This window comes from Erwinia phyllosphaerae (assembly GCF_019132875.1).
GTDB classification, from domain to species: domain Bacteria; phylum Pseudomonadota; class Gammaproteobacteria; order Enterobacterales; family Enterobacteriaceae; genus Erwinia; species Erwinia phyllosphaerae.
Genome location: NZ_JAHSPF010000009.1, coordinates 31,428 through 47,696, shown reverse-complemented (window position 1 = coordinate 47,696; position 16,269 = coordinate 31,428). Strand labels below are relative to the sequence as shown.

Here is a 16,269-nt window from a genome sequence, read left to right as displayed (position 1 = left end):
CTGGCCGTTAACCGTTATAAGCCCTCCCCTTATCTAACAGGTTATCTTATGAAAAACTTCGCTTTTGGCCGCTGGAGCCTTGGCGTTAAGCTGTCGGTGATCACTTCTCTCAGCGTCGCCGCGCTTTTCTTAGTCTTAACGCTGGCGCTCACCCACAGCGCGTCAAATCAAATGCAGGCGCTAACCCTGGAGAATATGGAGAACCAGGTCGACGGCATTGGCGATATGGCCACCATGTTTAACAGCACGCTGCGCGAAGAAGTCGCCAACTATACCGAGCTGTTTCAAAGCTTTTTACCCAAGCAGTTTTCTATCGAGCAAGGTCAATTTATTACCGTTGGCACAGAGCAGGCTCCGGTGCTGCGTGCGGGACTGAAAACGCTGAACCTGGACGCCACGCTGGTTGACGATTTCCTGGCGCGTACCGGCGCGATTTCTACCATTTTCGTGCGTACGGGCGATGACTTTCTGCGCGTCTCTACCTCGCTGCGCAAAGAAAATGGCGACCGTGCTATCGGTACGCGCCTGGATCGCAGCAGCCCGGCCTGGAAGCTGGCACAGCAAGGCCAGATTTTCCAGGGCGTAGCGATGCTGTTCGGCAAGCGCTATATCACGCAGTATCAGCCGATGAAAGATGCCAGCGGTCAGGTCGTCGCGATTCTGTTTGTCGGCGTCGACATTACAAAACAGTACGCGCTAATCCGTGAAAAAGTGCTGTCGAAAACGCTGGGTGCCAGCGGGCATTTCTCCGTGCTGAACGATACCGAAGGCAAAAACCGTGGCCAGTATGTGTTCCACACGGAACGCGAAGGCCAGCTGCCACTGTGGCCTGAAGCCACCCGCCAGCAGCTGTTGAATCAGGCTTCCGGCACTATCCAGGTTCAGGACGCCAGCGGCGAAACGCAGTTTATGACCTGGCATCATCTGCCGGACTGGCACTGGGTGATTCTGGGCGAGGTGAACAAATCCAGCCTGCTGGCGCCGATTGAGCATACCCGTAACCTGTTTCTGACTTTAGGCGCTGCGTTAGTAACGCTGTTTGCGCTGGGCTTTGTAACCACGACTCATCGCTGGGTCAGCGTGCCGCTACAGCAGGTCATCGATCTGGCTCGCCACTATGCGGCCGGTAACCTGCAGTCGACGCTGGAGACTAAACGCCATGACGAGGTAGGCCAGCTTATCGTGGCCATTAACGGTATCGGCGATGGCCTCAACCGCATCGTTTCCCAGGTGCGTGAAGCGGCTCAGGAGATCAGCAGCGGCACCGACGCTATCGCCTCCAGCAGTGAAAATATTAGCGAGCAGATTACTCGCCAGGCGGCCAGCGTGGAAGAAACCTCCGCCAGCATGGAGCAGCTGAGCGCCACCGTATCGCAAAACGCCGCGAACGTTTCTCAGGCGCTGACGCTGGTAGGCGAAGCCGCCACGGCGGTGGGCAAAGGCGGCGAAACGGTATCGCGTTCGGTGCTGACCATGACCGATATCAAGAGTGCCTCACAAAGCATTGCCGATATCACCCACGTGATTGAATCCATTGCTTTCCAGACCAATATCCTGGCGCTTAACGCGGCGGTTGAAGCCGCACGCGCGGGCGAACATGGTAAAGGTTTTGCCGTCGTCGCTGCAGAAGTTCGCGCGCTGGCGCAGCGTAGCGCTACGGCGGCCAAAGAGATTGATGGGCTGATTGAAAACTCGCTGAGCAAAGTTGTTCAGGGGCATGACCTCTCTGAACAGACGCGTCAGTCGATGGAAGATATCGTTGGCCGGATTGAGCAGGTGAAAGTGCTGATGAGCGAAATCAACGTCGCCTCAAAAGAGCAGTCCGCCGGGATCGGCCAGGTTAACATTGCCATGAACCAGATTGGCCAGGCGACGCATGAAAGCACGGAGCTGGTCGCCACGTCGGAACTGACCGCCCACGAGCTGAGCCGCAAAGGGCACCATCTGACGGATCTGGTGCAGGTTTTCCAGGTAAGATCATAAAACAGCGGGATAGCTTACACTTGAGGTTATCTGTGAGGAGGAACCTTTATGCGTTGGCTATCTCTGCTTGTTGTTCTGCTGCTGTCTGGCTGTAGCCTGTTTGCAACCCGGCCCGAGCCGCCGCCACCGGTGCAGGCTCAGGCGCAGGAAATTACCCGGGCGCAAAGTATGACGTTAACGCGGCTGGGCACGGTCAGCGTGTCCGTTCGCGGTTCGCCGGACGATGCTGAACGCGCTATTGCCGCTAAAGCTAATGCGGCCGGCGCGAAGTTTTACGTTGTGCAGATGGTTAGCGAAACCGTCATGCCGGGACGCTGGTACTCTACGGCTATCCTGTATGGCCCTTCAGCTTCCGCCGCTGGCACGCAGTAGCAGACGCTGGCAAACTTTTTCCGGCAGTGAAACAAACCCGCGTGGATCGAGCATTTGCCGACACCAGGCATCGGCCACGCAGGGTTCCAGATGCGTCATTACCTGCACGCCGCACGCGAGGTTAAACAGCCTGTCGCACAAGTCGTGCGCCCGCGCTTCCTGTGGTTGCCGCAACAGCAGCCGTAACTGCCGCCAGCTACTGTCAAAGTACCGGTTTTGCCCTTTTACCGCCTCAAACTCGCCAGCCAGCAGCTCCAGCGCCGCAGGTTGCCTCGTCAGCACGCGCAGCACGTCCAGGCACATTACGTTTCCCGCTCCTTCCCAGATACTGTTCACCGGCATTTCCCGGTAAAGCCTTGGCAGCTCGCTCTCTTCGCAGTAGCCAATGCCGCCCAGGATCTCCATTGCCTCCGCCACGAAGCCGATACCTCGTTTGCAAACGCTATATTTTGCCGCAGGCGTAAACAGCCTGCTGAAGATTTTTTCCGCCGTGTTGCCTGTTGTCGACCAGGCTCTGGCAAGCCGTAGCAGCATTGCCGTTTGCCCTTCCAGCACCAGAGCCTGCGTACAAAGCTGCTGACGCATCAGCGGTTGCTCTAGCAGGCTTTTGCCCTGCACCTGACGCTGATGCGCATGGTAAAGCGCAACGGAGAAGGCGCGCCGCATCATCGCATGGCTGGCCAGCGCGCAGTCAAAACGCGTATAGCCGCCCATTTGCAAAATCTGTTTTACGCCCTGGCCTTCTTCACCAATCAGCCAGGCGCTGGCGGCAGAAAATTCCGCTTCGCTGCTGGCGTTCGAGCGGTTGCCCAGCTTCTCTTTCAGGCGTTCGAGGCTGACCGCGTTTCGGCTGCCGTCCGGTAGCAGACGCGGCAGAAAAAAGCAGGAAAGTCCGCCTTTGGCCTGCGCCAGCACCAGATGCGCATCGCTCTGCGGCACCGAGAAAAACCACTTATGCCCGGTCAGGCGATAATCGCCGTTGCCCATGGCTTCGGCGCGCGTGGTGTTGCTCAGCACATCGGTGCCGCCCTGTTTTTCGGTCATGCCCATGCCGATAAGCAACCCACGTTTTTGCGCGCCCGGCTGTAAGTGCGCATCGTAGCGATCGGAAAGTAAAGGCGTTAGCCAGTCACGAAACATCGCGGGCAGCTGCGCTTTCAGCAACGGCACGGCGCCAAAGGTCATGGTTATCGGGCAAAGCGTGCCGGCTTCTACCTGCGCATGCAGCATAAAACGCGCCGCGCGTGCGACGAAAGCAGCCGGAGGCGCATCGTCCTGCCACGCAAGGTTATGGACACGGTTGCTGCACAATCCCTGCATCAGCAAATGCCAGGCCGGATGGAAGCGCAGATCGTCCAGCCGCTCGCCGCAGGGATCGTAACGCAGCAGCTCGGGCGGAAAACTGTTGGCAAGGCGGCCCAACTCCAGCGATTCGGCGCTGCCCAGCTGTTGTCCCACCGAGGCCAGCAGATCGTGGTCCCATCCGGCCCCTTCGCGCATCACGGCTTCGCGCAGCGGCGTATCGGAAAGAAAAAGATTGCTGTTGGTCAGCGGACGAGGCTGATTAAAAACGGTGTGGGTTTTGTTCATTCCGGCGTCCTTCTCGTTAACACACCCATTGAGTATGCAAAAGAGAACGCGGCAGGCGAGCGGCAGAGGAAAATTTCGGGGCGCAGCTCACGCCCCGGAAAGATTATTTACCGCGCTGGCGCACGGCTTCAAACAGGCAGATACCGGTAGCGACCGAGACGTTCAGCGAAGAAACGCTGCCCGCCATCGGAATGCTGATCAGTTCATCGCAGTGTTCGCGCGTCAGACGGCGCATGCCCTCACCTTCAGCACCCATTACCAGCGCCATCGGGCCGGTCATTTTGCTCTGATAGAGATGGTGATCCGCTTCGCCCGCCGTGCCGACAATCCACACGTTCGCTTCCTGCAGCATACGCATGGTGCGCGCCAGGTTGGTGACGCGAATTAGCGGCACGTTTTCCGCTGCGCCGCTGGCAACTTTTTTCGCCGTGGCGTTAAGCTGTGCCGAGCGATCTTTCGGCACGATTACCGCATGCACGCCAGCCGCATCGGCGCTGCGCAGGCAGGCACCCAGGTTATGCGGATCGGTGACGCCGTCCAGAATCAGCAGGAAAGGCGTTTCCAGCTTTTCCAGCAGGTCGGGCAGATCGTTTTCCTGATACTGGCGGCCCGCCTTAACGCGCGCCACGATGCCCTGATGGACGCCGCCTTCTACCTGGCTATCGAGCCACTGACGGCTGGCCATCTGGATCACGATGCCCTGGGCTTCCAGCGCTTTCACTACCGGCTGCAGGCGACGACCGTCACGGCCTTTAAGGATAAAAACTTCCTGAAAGCGTTGCGGATCGCTGTCGAGCAGCGCCTGTACGGCGTGGAGTCCAAAAACTATTTCACTCATTCACTGTTACTCAATTGGTCGTTGCGTGCCGCATCCGGGATGCGGCGAGGTTGTGCTTCTGGCCGCCTTCAGGATGCGGCGGTATCGTTTTTCTTCGACGCGCGTTTGGAACGGGCTGCGGCGGCGATTTTACGGGTTTTATCCGACTGCTTGCGCGGTTTTTTCTCGCTTTTCGCGCCTGCTTCGGCAGGAGCCGTTTTGCCTTTACCGCTACGGAAGGCACTGTCCGGCTCAAAATTTACCTTTTTGCCCTGGTCACGACGACGCTTGCCGCTGTGCTGGGCAGCCGGTTTTTTAGCCCGGTCGCGTTCGGTTTTACCTTCGCCACGCGGTTTACGCGCGCTGGAGATCAGGGCGAAGTCGATTTTGCGCTCGTCCATGTGTACCGCGTCCACGCGTACTTCGACCGTGTCGCCAAGGCGATAGGTTTTTCCACCCGATTCGCCAATCAGGCGCTGGCCGATGGCATCAAAGCGGTAGTAGTCGTTATCCAGCGTGGAGACGTGTACCAGGCCATCAATAAACAGATCGTTGAGACGAACAAAGAAACCGAAGCCGGTAACGCTGGAAATAACGCCGGTAAAGGTTTCGCCCACCTGATCCTGCATAAAGTCGCACTTCAGCCAGTCGGCAACGTCACGCGTCGCTTCGTCCGCACGACGTTCGGTCATGGAACAGTGCTGGCCAAACTGCAGCATCTGCTGCATTTCATAGTGGTAGCCGCCGGTTGGCGTGGTGTTGCCTTGCAGCGTGTTATTTTCTTTCGCCAGCAGATATTTGATGGCGCGATGCAGCAGCAGATCGGGATAGCGGCGGATCGGCGAGGTAAAGTGCGCATAGGAAGCCAGCGCCAGGCCGAAGTGACCACGGTTTTCCGGATCGTAAACCGCCTGCTTCATTGAGCGCAGCAGCATGGTTTGCAGCATTTCGGCATCCGGACGCGACGAGATCTGCGTCAGCAGCTCGGCATAGTCCAGCGGATGCGGTTTCGCGCCGCCGCCCAGCGTCAGGCCCAGCTCGTTGAGCACCGAGCGGAAGCTCTTGATGCTCTCTTCCGTCGGACGATCGTGGTCGCGGAACAGTGCCGGCTCATGGTTTTTCTCTACAAAGCGCGCGGAAGCGATGTTCGCCAGGATCATGCACTCTTCGATAAGTTTATGCGCATCGTTACGCGTGACCTGCTCTACCCGTTCAATGCGGCGGTCGGCATTAAAGACAAACTTTGCCTCGTCCGTTTCGAAAGAGATGCCGCCGCGCTGCTCGCGAGATTTTTCCAGCACCAGATACATGCGATGCAGCTCTTCCAGATCTTTTACCAGCGGCTGGTACTGCTCGCGCAGTTCCTGATTACCCTGCAGGATGCTCCAGACCTTGTTATAGGTCAGGCGCGCCCAGGAGTTCATCACCGCTTCATAGTGTTTATAGCCGGTGAGCTTGCCCGTTGCGGAGATGGTCATCTCGCATACCATACACAGGCGATCCACCTGAGGGTTCAGCGAGCAAAGGCCGTTCGACAGAACTTCCGGCAGCATAGGGACAACCTGCGACGGGAAGTAAACGGACGTCCCGCGATTGACGGCTTCGTCATCCAGCGGCGTGCCCGGACGCACGTAGTAGCTCACGTCAGCAATCGCTACCCATAAACGCCAGCCGCCGCCGCGCTTTCTTTCACAGAAAACGGCATCGTCAAAGTCGCGGGCGTCTTCACCGTCAATCGTTACCAGCGGCAGATCGCGCAGATCGACACGGCCCACTTTGGCCTCTTCAGGCACTTCTTCTTTCAGTTTGGCAATCTGGCGTTCCAGCGCTTCCGGCCAGACGTGTGGAATATCGTGCGTGCGCAGAGCCATTTCTACGGCCATGCCGGTGCCCATGTTGTCGCCCAGCACTTCTACAACCTTACCGACCGCTTTGCTGCGGCGTGTCGGACGCTGCGTCAGCTCCACCACCACCACGAAGCCCATGCGGGCGTTCATTAATTCTTCTGGTGGGATCAGGATATCAAAGCTCAGGCGGCTATCGTCCGGCACCACGAAGCCAACGCCAGCCTCGGTGAAGTAACGGCCAACAATCTGATTATTACGTGGCTCAAGCACGCGAACTACTCGCGCTTCACGACGGCCTTTGCGGTCCGCGCCCATCGCCTGGGCCAGGATCACGTCGCCATGCATGCACATTTTCATCTGCTCGGCGGAGAGATAAAGATCGTCTTTGCTGCCTTCGGCGCGCAGAAAGCCAAAGCCATCGCGATGGCCGATAACTTTGCCGCGCAGCAGGTCCAGACGTTCCGGCAGCGCATAGCACTGGCGGCGAGTAAAGACTAACTGACCGTCGCGCTCCATGGCGCGCAGGCGACGACGCAGCGCCTCGGTCTGCTCTTCGCCAGAGATAGACAGCTCGGCTGCCAGCTCTTCGCGGCTGGCCGGTTTTTCGCGCTTATCTAAGTGCGCCAGGATAAATTCGCGGCTGGGAATAGGATTCTCATATTTCTCAGCTTCCCGTTCCTTAAAAGGATCTTTTGACATAGCGGTTCCTCCGTTGTCATCAGCTGCGGACTGAAGGGTGTTCAATCTGCAGCAATTGGTAGAGCGGATGGTTGTCGGCAACCAAATCAGCCAGCGTGTAGCCGTCCAGCACGGCCAGAAAACTTTGCACGGCCTCGTGCAGCGCGGTTTTCAGGCGGCAGGCTGGCGTTATGTGGCAAAAATCACTGTGACAGTTCACCAGCTGCAGCGGTTCCATATCGCGAACAACCTGGCCAATGACGATCTCGCGGGCCGGTTTACCGAGACGGATACCGCCGTTTTTTCCGCGTACCGCGGCAATATAGCCTGCCCGGCTAAGCTGATTGATAATTTTAACCATATGGTTACGCGATACGCCGTAAGCCTCGGTGACTTCCGTAATGCTGGTCATTCTGCCCGCGGGCAGAGCGGCCATAAAAATTAGCGCGCGTAAACCATAATCAGTAAAACTCGTTAGCTGCACGGTTACCTCAACGGCATGGCGCTAAAAACGCCAGCAATCCGCTCAAAATGAGTGTGTTGTAAATGATGATAAACCAGCCTTCGCGTTCGAGGCCATTTTATTTCAGTAAGCGCTGATAAAGAGAAGACGGGACGAGAAAGCGGGAGAAAGGATCAGGCCGGGCAGATGCCCGGCCTTACTATCTTATGCGTCAAATGGGTCACGCAGGATCATCGTTTCGCTACGGTCAGGTCCGGTAGAGATAATATCCACCGGCACGCCCGTTACTTCTTCTACGCGCTTGATGTAGTCGCGCGCCGCCTGCGGCAGTCCGTCCAGCGTTTTCACGCCAAAAGTAGTCTCGGGCCAGCCCGGCAGGGTCTCATAAATTGGCTCGATGCCTTCCCAGCCTTCAGCGGCCAGCGGCGTCGTGGTCATTTCGCGGCCATCCGGCATGCGATAAGCCACGCAGATTTTAACCTCTTTCAGGCCATCCAGCACGTCCAGCTTGGTCATGCAGAAGCCGGAGAGCGAGTTAATCTGCACCGCGCGGCGTACGGCAACCGCATCCAGCCAGCCGGTACGACGACGACGGCCGGTGGTTGCGCCAAACTCGTTACCTTGTTTGCACAGGAACTCGCCGGTTTCGTCAAACAGCTCGGTCGGGAATGGGCCTGCGCCAACGCGGGTTGAGTAGGCTTTAACAATGCCCAGCACGTAATCAACATAGCGAGGACCGATACCGGAACCTGTCGCCACGCCGCCTGCGGTGGTGTTAGAAGAGGTTACGTACGGATAGGTACCGTGATCGATATCCAGCAGCGTGCCCTGCGCGCCTTCGAACATGATCAGCTCGCCTTTCTTACGCGCGCCGTCCAGCAGTTCAGAAACGTCTACTACCATGCCGGTCAGGATATCGGCAACGGCCATGATATCGCTCAGCACTTTGTCGTAGTCGACCGCTTCTTCTTTATAGAAGTTCACCAGCTGGAAGTTATGGTATTCCATGACTTCTTTCAGCTTGGTAGCAAAGGTTTCTTTATTGAACAGGTCGCCAACGCGCAAGCCGCGACGGGCAACTTTGTCTTCGTAAGCCGGGCCGATACCGCGACCGGTGGTCCCGATAGCTTTGGCGCCACGCGCTTTTTCGCGCGCCACGTCCAGCGCTACGTGATACTCCAGGATCAGCGGGCAGGCTTCGGAGATAAACAGGCGGTCGCGTACCGGAAAGCCGCGATCTTCCAGACCTTTCATCTCTTTCATCAGCGCAGCAGGAGAAAGCACCACACCGTTGCCGATGATGCTGGTCACATTTTCACGCAGGATGCCAGAGGGAATTAAGTGGAGGACGGTTTTTTCACCGTTGATGACCAGCGTGTGGCCGGCGTTGTGACCGCCCTGATAGCGAACCACGTATTTCGCACGTTCGGTCAGCAGATCAACAATCTTTCCTTTACCTTCGTCACCCCATTGGGTGCCCAGTACGACGACGTTCTTACCCATTTTCAAAATCACCGATTGCTTAAAAATGGATTCTACCATCGTAAAACACGTCTTTCAGCTCTTTTAGCACACGTTTGCGTACTTTTTTGCCCGACGCGCCCTCTGGCCGCGACGGGCACATTTGCACCGCGTTACCCGCCGCCGTGGACGCTGACCATGTACCAGATTACCACGCCAGCTACCACCAGCCCGCCGCCAAAACGGCGCAGCAGCCTGTCGGGCACCTGGGCCATCGTGAGGATCATCCGCCGCCAGATACGCGGCAGCAGCATCGGGCCAATCCCTTCTAAAATAAGCACCAGCGCCAGCGCCAGCCAAATAGTTGCGTTCATAAAGACCGTCCGGAAAAAAGAGCCGTAGTATGCCACGGCTTTTTATCGGTTTGGTTCGGAAAATGAAAGAATTCATGTTCAGAGCCTGTCAGGCAGATAATCACCTTAAAACGCCATTAATATGCATCGCTGGGCACGCCAGCGGCATGGCCACCCTCGCCTAGAAACGGACCTCCGCCTTCAGCCACCACGAGCTGGCGCTGCCGGCACGAGGGCTATGGCGTTTAGAACCGTTATAAAAACGAGAAGAAGGCGTAAACCAGGCGGCGCTGGCTTCCAGCTTCAGGTTTTGAGCAGGCCGCCAGCCCGCAACCACATCCAGCGCCGAACCGAGCTTTTTCGTCGTCATACGATCGTATTTAGCATCTAAGCCAGTACTGTTTTTTATCAGCGCGGCCAGCCGATCCTGACGGTAAAAGTGATAAACAACGTCCAGCGAGACGTTGCTGGCCAGCTGGATGCCCGTTCCGGCAGTAAAAATATGGATATTGCTTAACTCAGGATCGAGCGTTTCGCCATAAATTTTATATCTGGTGTCGCCGCCGAACAGGGCTTCATTCCCTTGTAGCCCCGTCTGGCGATAGCGTCTGGAGATATGTTCACTGCCGTCATCCCCGCTTCCCCAGGCATAGCCCAGCGTCAGCCGTGGCTGTAGCGGTAGCGCCGTAAAGGTCAGGGTAGCGCCGCCGTCCAGTGCATACCCTCGCAGGGACTGCTTCTCGCTTTGCCCACGTACCGCGCTGATATCCAGCCAGTGGCTCAGCCACTGTCGGGGCGGCGAGTAGGAACGCAGCCCCATATTCAGCTGCCTGTCACTTGCCGCTGCCCGGTTGCGCTGCCAGAACGCATAGCCGCCCACGCGCCAGTGCTGCTGTATTTTATAGCGTGAAAACAGCAGCAGAAAATTGGTTTTATCCCCGCGCGTGCCGCTGTCCAGCAGGTCACGCTGCCAGTAATTGACGCGCCCTGCGCCTGCTTCGGTTTTCAGCCTGTCGCCAAAGCGCGCGTATACCCCGTCCACGTTTTCATCAATCAGCCATTCCCGCTCGTCGCGCAGCAGCCAGCGCCCCAGGCGAAGGTCGACGTCAGGAATAAGCGACTCATCAAAGCGCAGCCAGGCCTGGTTAAAGTTAAGCGTATTGGCGGTAGTGGCCTGGCTGGCCGTTTGCCGCTTTCTTTTCTGAATAAACTCCAGCTCGCTAAAAAAGGAAACCGGTGCGCCCTGAAAACCGCGCACGTTGAGCCGCAGCGTGGGTTCCAGCTCAATTTTATTGTTGCGGTCATCGCCATACCTGAGCCTGTTGTTTTTTACCTCCTTCGCCTCATAGATAGCGCGCCAGTGGAATTTTATCGGCGCGTCTTTATCCGCAGCCAGTACGGATGAAAAGCAGAGCAGCAAAAAAGGCAAAAGAGAAAAGCGACGCCAGCTCATCAACGCGCTCCTCTTGCCAATAACGCTAACCGCGCTTCGCATAGGGTAATCAACGCTTCCGTCGTGTGGTGTCGCTCAGGGAAAAGCAGGCTGATAGCAATATGGCGTGCCAGCGCCAGCGTGGTAAACAGGCTGATATTGGCAATGTCACCACCTTCTGCATCCGCCAGCCAGACCGTAAGGAAGGCATCTTCATGTAGGATCAGGGCTTTGTCATCGCCGTAGCTGCGTAGCGCCTGCTCGCGAACGTGCGCCACGTAGTTTCCGGCATCCAGCGCAGCCGGCCCTGCGGCGGCCAGGTCGAAATCCAGTACCGCCAGCCGGGCTGGATTTCCCTCGACGAGCAGCAGCTGGGCCGGATAAAAATCCCGATGAAGAAACAGGCTGGTCGCTTCGCTGAACGAGCCTGCCAGCCGTTCACAACCTTTACTGACATTGTTGATCCTTGTGGCCCAGGCCGGACGCGCCGCCGCTGCCTGCGCCAGCCGCTGCCGCAGCATTGCCAGCTCGTCGGCTATCGTCCATGTTTTGCCTGCTACGGCCTGCCGGGCGCTCAGGCTATGCTGTAGCTTTACTAACGCTCTGCCAGCCAGGTAACCCGTTTCTGCCAGCCTGCCGCCGTCAGCTGTCAGGCAATCCGTCACGCGCTTGCCTGCCACCCTTTGCTGTAGCCAGAGTTTTTCTTCGGCCAGCGCCGCCAGCGGCTGCGGCACGATAAGCTCGCCGGTGCCGTTAAAGCCGTCACGCCAGAGCGCCTGCTGAACGGTAAAGCTGTGAGGGTTAAATCCTTTATGCCGATATTTACCAATGGTGGTTAGCTCGCCCTGCGCGGTATCCCAACGGTATTCGAGCATGGCACGACGGCCTGGCTTGCAGGCTAAAATCGTTGCCGACGCCAGCACAGCGGAGGGCGGCAGCCCTAACACCTGCCTCAGCGGCTCCGCTATCCGCGTTTTATCCAGCAGGGGTAACAGCGCAACGTCTGGCCGTGCCGCTTGCCTGGCCTCTTCCGTTAACAGCTGTTCAACGCGCCAGAGCAGCGCCGCAAGCTGTTGCGCCCAGTTTCCGGCACGCTTGCGGAATGGCTCAACGGCAAGCTGCATAAGCGCCAGCGCGACCTGTGCAGCAAGGCAGGGCGGTAAATCCCCACGCTGCTGGCGATAACCCGCATGCAGTGCGGCAACGGCGGCGCTGGCCTGAGGCTGGCTCAGGGTCTTTTCTATAGCCTGCAGCTCCAGCCTGGCCTGAAAGGTAGCCAGGTCGATAGCAGGATTACCTGTCCTGGCCCTGTCCCAGTCAATAAGTCGGAGCTGTCCGTCTACTGTCCGCCTGACGACCTGGTCGAGCGTAAAATCACCGTGGATCGGCGTAGCGGTGAAAACGTTATTTGCCAGCCTGTTTTCCAGCGTCTTCAGCAGCGAAATAAACAGCGCTTCCTGCTGCGGCGCTACGGCGCGCAGCGTATTGAAAACTCGCCGGGCTTCTGCAATGCCGCTGCTGGCCGTGGCAGGAATCAACGCTGGTCGGGAATGTACGCTTGCCAGCCTGCGTCCCATTTGCAAAACGTCTCGCTCAGATAGCTCACCGCCCTGCTCGGGACAAAGCGTCTTACCCTCAATCCAGCGGGTGATAAGCAGCCGGTAGTCCGGCAACGCTGCCAGCAGGCTGATTTCCCCAAGCGCCTGCCCCAGCTGGTTTCCGGCCAGCATCGCCTCATAGCGCCCGGCGCTGGCAAACCGCAGCGTGGCAAAGGACTGGCCGTTGCGGCTCAGCAGCGCCAGCAGGCGACGCTCGGGCTTGTAGCGCAGTATTTTAATGTCGAGCGCCGCTTCGCCTGTTTCAGGCAGCCAGCGTCGCAACAGCGCATCGCGTTCCGGCGTAGCGTTCAGCAACCAGAGATGAGGAAGCTCCCGGTCATGCTGCGGGTAGCTAAGGATTATCGCCAGCTCGTGCAGCGCTACCGGCGCGAACGGATCTTGCCGTATGACCAGCCGCTGTCGTTTGGGATGCTGCCATGAAAGAGGAAAGCGCTCGGTGCTCAATGCCTTGGCGCAAAGGTAGCACCTGTTGCCATCAGCCATCTGCAACACCAGCGTGGCGACACAGCTGGTCGCAGGCTTATAGCGCAAATAATCAATGGTTAATGTCCGCAGCCCGGCAAACTGCGGCAAATTGCGCAGGCGAGCGAGTAAGAGTTTGCTATCGAGCAGCGCGGCAAGCCCCGGTAAAACGCTATCCTTGCAGGCAAGCTCTCTGTCCAGATCCTGTAACATTGCTTTCTTCCTTGTTGTGGCTCGCCTGCTGTATTGCCCACAGCCCGGCATAGCGTCCTTTTTTTGCCAGCAGCACGTCGTGCGTTCCCTGTTCCACAATTTCCCCCTTTTCCATAAAGAGGATCCGCTGCGCCCGCGCGGCAAAAGAGAGATTGTGGGTAACGATAAGCGTGGTGCGCTGGCGCATCAGCTGCGTCAGCGCAGCCATCAGCAGATGCTCGCTTTCGCTGTCCAGCCCGGTGCCCGGCTCGTCCAGCAGCAGCAGTGGGCTTTGCCTGATAGCGGCGCGGGCGACGGCAATACGCTGACGCTGCCCGCCGGAAAGCGAATGGCCCCTTTCGCTCAGAACCGTGTCGTAGCCCTGCGGCAGCTGCATAATAAAGTCATGCGCCAGCGCCTGCTTTGCGGCCTTATAAACCTGCTCGTCGGTAACCTCTTCCAGCGCCGCCAGCGCAATGTTTTCGCGTACGCTCAGGCCAAACAGGAGATTGTCCTGGGGGACATAGCTGATATTTTGCCGCACGCTTTTAATCTTACAGCGGCGCAGATCGTGGCCGTCCAGCATGATGCGTCCCGCAAGCGGATCGTACAGGCGCAGCAGCAGGCTAAGCAGCGTCGATTTACCTGTACCGGAAGGCCCCACAATCGCCAGCGACTCGCCAGCGGCCAGGCGAAAGCTGACGTGATGCAGCGTCTGCCTCTCCGCCCCCTGCCGCTGCGGATAGTCAAAACAAACGTTGTCAAAGCAGACTTCGCCACGGAGATGGCTTAGCGTCAGCGCATCAGGGCCATCGGTAATCTCCGGCCTGACGTCCATCAGCACGGTGACGCGCTCCCCCGCCGCCAGCGCTTTGGAAAGCCGCCCGGCGTATTTGGCGTATTCGCGCACGGGCCGAAAAGAATTTTTCAGGTAGGAAACAAAGATCAGCAGATCGCCTGGCGACATCCGGTTTTTCAATACCTCGCTCGCGCCGTAGTAAAGTACGAAAGCGGTGGCGGTCGCGATAATCAGATCGACCTTGCACTCCAGCGCGGCCAGCAGACGGCGAGATTTGACGTTCTGCTGCAGGCTTTGCCCATCGTCGCTGGCGAAGCTTTTGATCGCCACCGGCTCCAGCGACAGCGCCTGTACCACGCCTATCGCCCCCAGGAACTCTGACGCGCTGGCCGCCAGCGCGCCTTCCCGCTTGCGCTGATCGCGGCTGACCGTATGCACTCTGCTGCTGGTGCGGCCCGTGCTCAGCAGCAGTAGCGGCATTAACATCAGCGACAGCAGCGTCATTCTCCAGTTGATATAGAGCATCATGCTAAACATGCCGGTCAAAATCAGGATGTTAGCCAGCATGGGCACCATCGCCGTGATAATCGCTTCGCGCAGCATGCCGATATCGTTAATCAGCCTGGTGGTCAGGTCGCCCGTTTTCGCCCGCTGGTGAAAAGCTGGCGACAGCGTTTGCAGATGGCGAAACAGCGCCTGACGCAGCTCACTGATGATGCGGCTACCGGCAATAGCCAGGCCGACTGTACTGCAATAGCTGAGTCCGGCTTTGGCTGCCGCAATGAGGATAACGCTGACGGCACACAGCAGCAGGAGATTCGCCACCCCAGCAGACGCCACCAGGTCATTGAGCCTGCCTTCGACCGGAATATTATGCTGCGTCAGCAGATCGTCGATGATAAACGCCAGCGGCCACGGCTCAAGCAGGCGCGTGCCGGTTGCCATCAGCAGGCAGAGCAGCGAGCGAATAATCAGGCCACGCTGCTGGCGGATCCACGGAGCGAAACGGGAAGCGACCCGCAGCCACGACAAGCGCATTACGGCATGCTCCCGTTCGACAGATCGACGATGCGCAGGATCTCTTCCGCCACGCTGTCCCAGCTGTGGTTGTGCATAACGTAGCGACGGGCATTTTTGCCCAGCCGCTGGCGCATAACCGGATCGTCTACCAGCGTGAGTAAGGCTTCGCACAAAGCTTCAGGATCGTCCGGCGCTGCCAGCATACCGGTGTGTCCCTCCGCTACAACGTCGGCAAGATGGCCCACGCGCGTGGTGACGACCGGCAGTGCTGCGGCCATATACTCATAAATTTTTAACGGCGAGAAATAAAACTGCTCCAGCCGGGGATAAGGCGCGACGGCAATATCCGTTCTGGCCAGCCACTCAGCAACCCTTGTCGGACTCACGGCTCCGGTAAACACCACGTTGTTCAGACCCAGCCGCATAGCCTCATCCTGCAACAGCTTGCGTTCCGGGCCGTCACCAATAATCAGCAGGCTGGTTTGCGGGCGCTGCGCCTGTAGTAGCGCGAAAGCGGTTAATAAATGCTCCAGACCGTGCCAGGGTTTTAACGTGCCGAGAAAGCCAATCACGGTGGTATCTGCATGAACCTGCGGATGCGCGGATGCGCTGGCGAAACGCCGTGGATCGACGCCGTTTGCAATGATATGGATCCGTTCGGGTGAGGAAGTAAAACCGCCAAGATAGCGTTTGACGCCCGGGGAAACGGCGATGACCGCCGCCGCGCTGGCAAGCAGGTTTTGCAGCACTTTTACCGCCGCCTCTTCTGCCACCAGCTTGCGATATTTGCGCTGCTCCTCAATCAGCGGCGCGTTGACCTCCAGCACGGTACGCCAGCCCCGCTGACAAGCGTACGTTATGCCTGCAAAACTCCACAGCGAATAGCGTTCGTACACCAGATCGAACGGGCCTTCTGCCTTTAAGGCGTTCTCCAGCTGTGGGTTAGCGGCCAGCGCGGCTGCCGACCTGACCTGCGCATCACCCGCCGGTAGCGGATCGAGCTGCACTACAGGGATCGCCCGCAGATCCGCTGGCGGTGTGCCGATCCTCCTGGCAAACAAAACGATCTCCGCGCCCTTCCTCAGGAAGGCGCGCAAGATTTCCTGAACATGCACCGATGCCCCTTTACAGCCAAAAACAGGAATGCCAGCGTCGGCACAGATATAGGCAATTCGCATGGG

The 16,269-nt window shown here is 58.2% G+C and carries 12 protein-coding genes; 2 read left to right on the top strand and 10 right to left on the bottom strand.

What is annotated here, in order from left to right:
* Positions 1 to 48: 48 nt before the first annotated feature.
* Together KUE00_RS15650 and bsmA are read left to right on the top strand one after the other, a co-directional pair.
* On the top strand, positions 49 to 1,983 hold the full coding sequence (locus KUE00_RS15650) for a methyl-accepting chemotaxis protein (protein ID WP_246760828.1): 1,935 nt from the start codon (positions 49 to 51) through the stop codon (positions 1,981 to 1,983).
* Between the two features lie 48 nt (positions 1,984 to 2,031).
* Positions 2,032 to 2,355, top strand: a complete 324-nt coding sequence (gene bsmA / locus KUE00_RS15645) for a biofilm peroxide resistance protein BsmA (RefSeq protein ID WP_246760827.1) — start codon at positions 2,032 to 2,034, stop codon at positions 2,353 to 2,355.
* Here the strand turns inward: bsmA and KUE00_RS15640 are convergent.
* The 10 genes from KUE00_RS15640 to KUE00_RS15595 all read right to left on the bottom strand — a co-directional run bounded on the left by KUE00_RS15640 (position 2,329) and on the right by KUE00_RS15595 (position 16,266).
* Positions 2,329 to 3,945 carry an isovaleryl-CoA dehydrogenase gene (locus KUE00_RS15640; RefSeq protein WP_246760826.1) on the bottom strand — a complete coding sequence of 539 codons (1,617 nt, stop codon included), beginning with the start codon at positions 3,943 to 3,945 and terminating at the stop codon, positions 2,329 to 2,331. The genes bsmA and KUE00_RS15640 overlap by 27 nt on opposite strands.
* A gap of 103 nt (positions 3,946 to 4,048) precedes the next feature.
* Positions 4,049 to 4,783: a 23S rRNA (guanosine(2251)-2'-O)-methyltransferase RlmB gene (rlmB, locus tag KUE00_RS15635; protein ID WP_246760825.1), complete on the bottom strand. Its 735-nt coding sequence runs from the start codon at positions 4,781 to 4,783 to the stop codon at positions 4,049 to 4,051.
* A 68-nt stretch (positions 4,784 to 4,851) separates the two neighbouring features.
* Positions 4,852 to 7,308, bottom strand: coding sequence for a ribonuclease R (gene rnr, locus KUE00_RS15630; RefSeq protein WP_246760824.1), 2,457 nt, complete (start codon positions 7,306 to 7,308; stop codon positions 4,852 to 4,854).
* 19 nt (positions 7,309 to 7,327) lie between these two features.
* Positions 7,328 to 7,771, bottom strand: a complete 444-nt coding sequence (gene nsrR / locus KUE00_RS15625) for a nitric oxide-sensing transcriptional repressor NsrR (RefSeq protein ID WP_246760823.1) — start codon at positions 7,769 to 7,771, stop codon at positions 7,328 to 7,330.
* A gap of 183 nt (positions 7,772 to 7,954) precedes the next feature.
* Positions 7,955 to 9,253, bottom strand: a complete 1,299-nt coding sequence (locus tag KUE00_RS15620; protein ID WP_246761017.1) for an adenylosuccinate synthase — start codon at positions 9,251 to 9,253, stop codon at positions 7,955 to 7,957.
* A 131-nt stretch (positions 9,254 to 9,384) separates the two neighbouring features.
* Entirely contained in the window at positions 9,385 to 9,585 is a 201-nt protein-coding gene (locus KUE00_RS15615) for a DUF2065 domain-containing protein (RefSeq protein WP_246760822.1), read from the bottom strand.
* A 160-nt stretch (positions 9,586 to 9,745) separates the two neighbouring features.
* Complete coding sequence (locus KUE00_RS15610) at positions 9,746 to 11,017, bottom strand: alginate export family protein (RefSeq protein ID WP_246760821.1); 1,272 nt, start codon at positions 11,015 to 11,017, stop codon at positions 9,746 to 9,748.
* On the bottom strand, positions 11,017 to 13,290 hold the full coding sequence (locus KUE00_RS15605; protein ID WP_246760820.1) for a phosphotransferase: 2,274 nt from the start codon (positions 13,288 to 13,290) through the stop codon (positions 11,017 to 11,019). The genes KUE00_RS15610 and KUE00_RS15605 overlap by 1 nt, the downstream gene beginning before the upstream one ends.
* Positions 13,250 to 15,106 carry an ABC transporter ATP-binding protein gene (locus KUE00_RS15600; protein WP_246760819.1) on the bottom strand — a complete coding sequence of 619 codons (1,857 nt, stop codon included), beginning with the start codon at positions 15,104 to 15,106 and terminating at the stop codon, positions 13,250 to 13,252. The genes KUE00_RS15605 and KUE00_RS15600 overlap by 41 nt, the downstream gene beginning before the upstream one ends.
* Positions 15,106 to 16,266, bottom strand: a complete 1,161-nt coding sequence (locus KUE00_RS15595; protein ID WP_246760818.1) for a glycosyltransferase family 4 protein — start codon at positions 16,264 to 16,266, stop codon at positions 15,106 to 15,108. Before KUE00_RS15595 ends, KUE00_RS15600 begins: the two co-directional genes overlap by 1 nt.
* Between the last annotated feature and the right edge of the window lie 3 nt (positions 16,267 to 16,269).

Excerpts from the sequence above, each read along its gene's own strand:
- KUE00_RS15640 (WP_246760826.1), bottom strand. The coding sequence starts at position 3,945 with ATGAACAAAACCCACACCGTTTTTAATCAGCCTCGTCCGCTGACCAAC.
- KUE00_RS15610 (WP_246760821.1), bottom strand. The coding sequence starts at position 11,017 with ATGAGCTGGCGTCGCTTTTCTCTTTTGCCTTTTTTGCTGCTCTGCTTT.
- KUE00_RS15605 (WP_246760820.1), bottom strand. The coding sequence starts at position 13,290 with ATGTTACAGGATCTGGACAGAGAGCTTGCCTGCAAGGATAGCGTTTTA.
- rnr (WP_246760824.1), bottom strand. The coding sequence starts at position 7,308 with ATGTCAAAAGATCCTTTTAAGGAACGGGAAGCTGAGAAATATGAGAAT.
- KUE00_RS15595 (WP_246760818.1), bottom strand. The coding sequence starts at position 16,266 with ATGCGAATTGCCTATATCTGTGCCGACGCTGGCATTCCTGTTTTTGGC.
- KUE00_RS15620 (WP_246761017.1), bottom strand. The coding sequence starts at position 9,253 with ATGGGTAAGAACGTCGTCGTACTGGGCACCCAATGGGGTGACGAAGGT.
- bsmA (WP_246760827.1), top strand. The coding sequence starts at position 2,032 with ATGCGTTGGCTATCTCTGCTTGTTGTTCTGCTGCTGTCTGGCTGTAGC.
- rlmB (WP_246760825.1), bottom strand. The coding sequence starts at position 4,783 with ATGAGTGAAATAGTTTTTGGACTCCACGCCGTACAGGCGCTGCTCGAC.
- KUE00_RS15600 (WP_246760819.1), bottom strand. The coding sequence starts at position 15,106 with ATGCGCTTGTCGTGGCTGCGGGTCGCTTCCCGTTTCGCTCCGTGGATC.
- KUE00_RS15615 (WP_246760822.1), bottom strand. The coding sequence starts at position 9,585 with ATGAACGCAACTATTTGGCTGGCGCTGGCGCTGGTGCTTATTTTAGAA.
- KUE00_RS15650 (WP_246760828.1), top strand. The coding sequence starts at position 49 with ATGAAAAACTTCGCTTTTGGCCGCTGGAGCCTTGGCGTTAAGCTGTCG.